Genomic DNA, 4,430 nt, shown 5'->3' on the forward strand with positions numbered 1-4,430 from the left:
GCCGGTCACGGAGGGTTGATCCCGCTTCTCTGTGCGAGCCTACCGCTCACAAGGGGCCTCACCTTGCGTCCCCGCAGGGCGGCCGGCACTGCGGCAACGGCGGCCTGCGCCGTGCTGGTGGGGACGGTGAGCGTGCTGGGGGCCTTCGCCCTGGGGCTGGGAGGGCCCCGGCCGAAGTGCCCCCTGCGGCGGAACTGCCCGCGCTGCCCACCGGGCTGGCCCTCTCCGGCGACGAGGACCTGGGCTGCGGCGGCGGCTCCTCGACCTACTGCAACCGCCGACTGCACGTGCGGGGCACCGCCGGCCAGAGCAGTGACGAGGTGGGCCGCCGACTGCACGACCGGCTGATCGCCACCGGCTGGCCACTCGTCCCGGGCGACCCGGGCGAGTGGCAGGGCTGCCGCACCCGCGGCCTGCTGCTCGACCGCCACGAGCTCTGCCTGTCCCTGGAGAGCGCCCGGGACGGCGTCACCGTCCTGCTGGAGACCGGCGACACCTGGAGCTGAGGATCCGTGGGTCGGCGGTCAGAGCCGGGTCGCCCAGCCGAAGGTGCGGAGGTAGCCGCGGCGGAGCAGCTCGCGGCGGCGGTGACCGCGGGCGGCCGAGGTGGCGAGGGCCGTCAGGAAGAGGGCCAGGGTGAGGCCGAGGACCGCCGCCGCGGCCGGTGCTCCGGCGAGCAGGCCGACGCCGACGGCTGCGGCGAGGACCACGGCGAGGCCGAGGTGGGCGGCGGGCAGGTCGGTGCGCACGGCCTCGCGGTCGTGGAGTACCCGCACCGCAGCGGGCTCGGTCATCGGCCCTTCGGGCCACTGCTTGTGCACGGCCACCACCCTTCGTCGGTCGGCACAGCTTAAGGCCGCGCGCCGCCGTGACCGTCCTGGCCCGCGCCCTCCCGGTCGGAGCGGTCACGGTCGAAGCGGTCCCGGGCGGCGAGCACGGCGTCGCCGTGGGCGGCCGACCAGGCTCCGAGGGCCCGGATCGGGTCGAGGAGGGCGGTGCCGGCCGCGGTGAGCGCGTAGTCGACGCGGGGCGGCGGGCGGCGGCGGGCTCGCGGCGGCCGGCCGGAACGGGCTACGGCCGGCCGCCGCGGGGCGCGACGGGGTGTCAGGCCAGATCGAGGCCCGGGTAGAGCGGGAAGCCGGCGAGCAGGTCGGCGGCGCGCTTGGCGACGGCGTCCCGGACCTGGGCGTCCAGCACGTACTGGGCCTTGGAGGGTGCGCCGGCGGCGGTGGTGGCCGGGGCGGTGCCGCGCAGGGCGGTGTCGATGAGGTCGGCGATCTCGTCCATCTCGGCGGTGCCGAGGCCGCGGGTGGTGAGGGCGGGGGTGCCGATCCGGACGCCGGAGGTGTACCAGGCGCCGTTCGGGTCGTTGGGCACCGAGTTGCGGTTGGTGACCACGCCGGAGTCCAGCAGGGCGGCCTCGGCCTGGCGGCCGGTCAGGCCGTAGCCGGAGACGTCGATCAGCACCAGGTGGTTGTCGGTGCCGCCGGAGACCAGGGTGGCGCCGCGGCGCAGCAGGCCGTCGGCGAGGGCCCGGGCGTTGTCGACGACCTGCTGCGCGTAGGCGCGGAACTCGGGGCGGCGGGCCTCGGCGAGGGCGACGGCCTTGGCGGCCATCACGTGCGAGAGCGGGCCGCCGAGGACCATCGGGCAGCCGCGGTCGACGTGCTCGGCCAGTTCGGAGGTGCACAGCACCATGCCGCCGCGCGGGCCGCGGAGCGACTTGTGGGTGGTGGTGGTGACGATCTGGGCGTGCTGCACCGGGTCGAAGTCGCCGGTGAGGACCTTGCCCGCGACCAGGCCGGCGAAGTGCGCCATGTCGACCATCAGGGTGGCGCCGACCTCGTCGGCGATCTCGCGCATCAGGCGGAAGTTGACCAGCCGCGGGTAGGCGGAGTAGCCGGCGACCAGGATGAGCGGGCGGAACTCGCGGGCGGTGGCGCGCAGCGCGTCGTAGTCGACGAGGCCGGTGGCCGGGTCGGTGCCGTAGCTGCGCTGGTCGAACATCTTGCCGGAGATGTTGGGGCGGAAGCCGTGGGTGAGGTGGCCGCCGGAGTCCAGGGACATGCCGAGCAGGCGCTGGTTGCCGAGTTCGCGGCGGAGTTCGGCCCAGTCCTCGTCGGTGAGGTCGTTGACCTGGCGGACGCCGGCGCGGTGCAGGGCGGGGCTCTCGACCCGCTGGGAGAGCACGGCCCAGAAGGCGACGAGGTTGGCGTCGATGCCGGAGTGCGGCTGGACGTAGGCGTGTTCGGCGCCGAAGAGTTCGCGGGCGTGCTCGGCGGCGAGGGCCTCGACGGTGTCGACGTTGCGGCAGCCGGCGTAGAAGCGGCGGCCGACGGTGCCCTCGGCGTACTTGTCGCTGAACCAGTTGCCCATGGCGAGCAGCACCGCCGGGGAGGCGTAGTTCTCACTGGCGATGAGCTTGAGGGAGGCGCGCTGGTCCTGGATCTCGGCGCCGATGGCGTCGGCGACCCGGGGCTCGACGGCGCGGACGGCGTCGACGGCGCTGCGGAAGGCGGTGCCCGCGGTGGGGTCGACGGCGGTGTGGGGTGCGGCGGGGTAGCCGGGCGTGGCCAAGGCTGTCTCCTCGTGACGACTCGGACGGCCCAGGCGCACGGCGACAGCGTGAGACACGGAGCCGCTCCCCGATGGTCGAATCCATCCCTGCGCGCCAGTCACGGCTCACCGGGAGCGTACCAACCGTGTGGGGCGGGCGGCGCCGGGGTCCGTTCCGCGGACGGGCTTGCCCTGCGGGCGCGGTGGGAAGGGACGCTGCGGGGGCCCGTGCACCGGGGGGCGGGCGACGGGGACGAACGGGGGGACGGCATGACGAAGCGTGATGTCCGCAAGGGCGTGGTGCGGCGCGGGGTGCTCGCGCTGGCCGTCTGGTGGCTGTGGATGCCGCTGGTGGCCGTGCTGGTGTGGGTGGTGAAGCACTTCCTGTTCGGCGGGTTCGGCCAGCAGGACCAGAGTTACCTGCTGCTGGTCGAGCAGGAGTTGTTCCCGTACGGCGGGCTGCTGGACGCGGCGCCGTTGTTCTGGCTGTGGGTGGCGGTGGGGCTGCTCGGCACGGTGTGGGGCGTCGCCTTCGTCGCGGACGAGTCGGGGGCCGGGTTCCGCGGGTGGCGGGTGCGGCTCGTACTGGCGGTGGTGGTGCTCGCGACGGTGGGTTCACTGGTGCGGGCGGGCACCGGGATCTGGGACGACGACAAGGACGCCGGCCGGTACTACGCCCGGGCGACGGTGCTGGACGTCCCGGCCGGCGGCTCGGCCGTGCCGCGTTCGGTGCTGGCGGTCACCGAGCACACCCGCACGGGCGACGGCGGCCGCTGCGACCTGGTCGGCACCGCCGACGTGCCGGCCTGCGTGAAGACCGCGCCGATGCCCGACTTCGACTTCGAGGCACGCACCGCCTCGTACGCGGCGGCGACCAAGGCGCTCACCGACAGCGCCGGCCTGGCCTCCGGGGTGCACCTGATGGGCCACAGCCTGCACTACCTGCCGGACGCCTCGCAGGGCGGCGGGGTGTGGACGGCCCTCCTGGACGGCTCCGGCGAGCAGCCGATGGAGGGCGTCGCGGTCTGGGACGGCCGCTCGAACACGGTGGCCACCTGCGCGTTCGGCGGTGACCGCGCCTTCGGCCGGGCCTTCTCCGGGACGGGCGCCAACAGCCTGCGCAACCTGCTCGCCGAGCGGTTCCCCGGGCTGGTCTACAGCGAGCAGGACATCTGGGGGTACTGCGACGGCCCGGACCCGCGGACGGCCCGGCCGGTGGTGGTGATCTCGGTGGCCCGGCAGATCGGCTGGATGCAGCGCACGGTGGTGGAGCCGGCGGGGGTGCTGGTGCTGCGCGGTTCGGCGGACGGCAGGCCGGACGTGACGTACCGCGAGGAGGTCGCGCCGGGCGAGCTGCCGGGGGCGGTGTACCCGGGCTCGGTGGTGCGCGCGCAGATCCACGAGGTGCAGTGGCTGGGCGGGCGCGGCGCGAAGGACGACCGCGGCTTCGGCTACTCCCACACCTCGGCCTCGACGAACGCGGACAACCCGGGCGAGTTCCTGCTGCGGTCGAAGAAGGACGGCCACCTGTACTACGTGACGCCGCTGGTGCCGCGGGAGAGCTCCTCACAGCTGGTGGTGGCCTTCGCTGTGCTGCAGGCGGACCGGACCGGTGGCGGTCTGAACGACCTGCACGTGTACGTGCGCGGCGACGACGCCCCGTCGGTGAACCTGGACGTGCTGGCGAGCCGGATGGTGTCGTACATGGCGCAGCAGACCTCGATCGCCATCAGCGCCGGCGCGGGCGGGGCGTTGCAGGAGATCGTCCCGTTCGGCCGGGACATGTGGCGCGGGTTCGTGGACTTCAACGGGCAGACCCAGGACTACATCGACCTGTCGGGCGACGCCACGGTGAAGCCGAACCTGGTGTCGCT

Annotated in this window: 4 protein-coding genes and 1 riboswitch; of the genes, 2 read left to right on the forward strand and 2 right to left on the reverse strand. The window is 74.4% G+C overall.

What is annotated here, in order from left to right:
* The first annotated feature begins 176 nt into the window (after positions 1 to 176).
* Entirely contained in the window at positions 177 to 506 is a 330-nt protein-coding gene (locus tag ABZ641_RS27020; protein WP_359985746.1) for a hypothetical protein, read from the forward strand.
* Between the two features lie 18 nt (positions 507 to 524).
* Here the strand turns inward: ABZ641_RS27020 and ABZ641_RS27025 are convergent, their stop codons facing one another.
* Together ABZ641_RS27025 and ABZ641_RS27030 are read right to left on the reverse strand one after the other, a co-directional pair.
* Positions 525 to 821 (reverse strand): hypothetical protein, encoded by a 297-nt coding sequence (locus ABZ641_RS27025; protein ID WP_359985748.1) that lies wholly within the window; start codon positions 819 to 821, stop codon positions 525 to 527.
* Positions 822 to 1,104: 283 nt separating this feature from the next.
* On the reverse strand, positions 1,105 to 2,577 hold the full coding sequence (locus tag ABZ641_RS27030; protein WP_344624777.1) for a glycine hydroxymethyltransferase: 1,473 nt from the start codon (positions 2,575 to 2,577) through the stop codon (positions 1,105 to 1,107).
* Positions 2,578 to 2,597: 20 nt separating this feature from the next.
* Positions 2,598 to 2,689: riboswitch (ZMP/ZTP riboswitch) on the reverse strand.
* A gap of 137 nt (positions 2,690 to 2,826) precedes the next feature.
* Between ABZ641_RS27030 and ABZ641_RS27035 the strand changes: the two genes are divergently transcribed.
* On the forward strand, positions 2,827 to 4,430 hold a 1,604-nt coding region (locus tag ABZ641_RS27035), incomplete at its 3' end, for a hypothetical protein (RefSeq protein ID WP_359985750.1).

It is taken from the genome of Kitasatospora sp. NPDC007106, assembly GCF_040634455.1.
Classification (GTDB): Bacteria; Actinomycetota; Actinomycetes; order Streptomycetales; family Streptomycetaceae; genus Kitasatospora; species Kitasatospora arboriphila.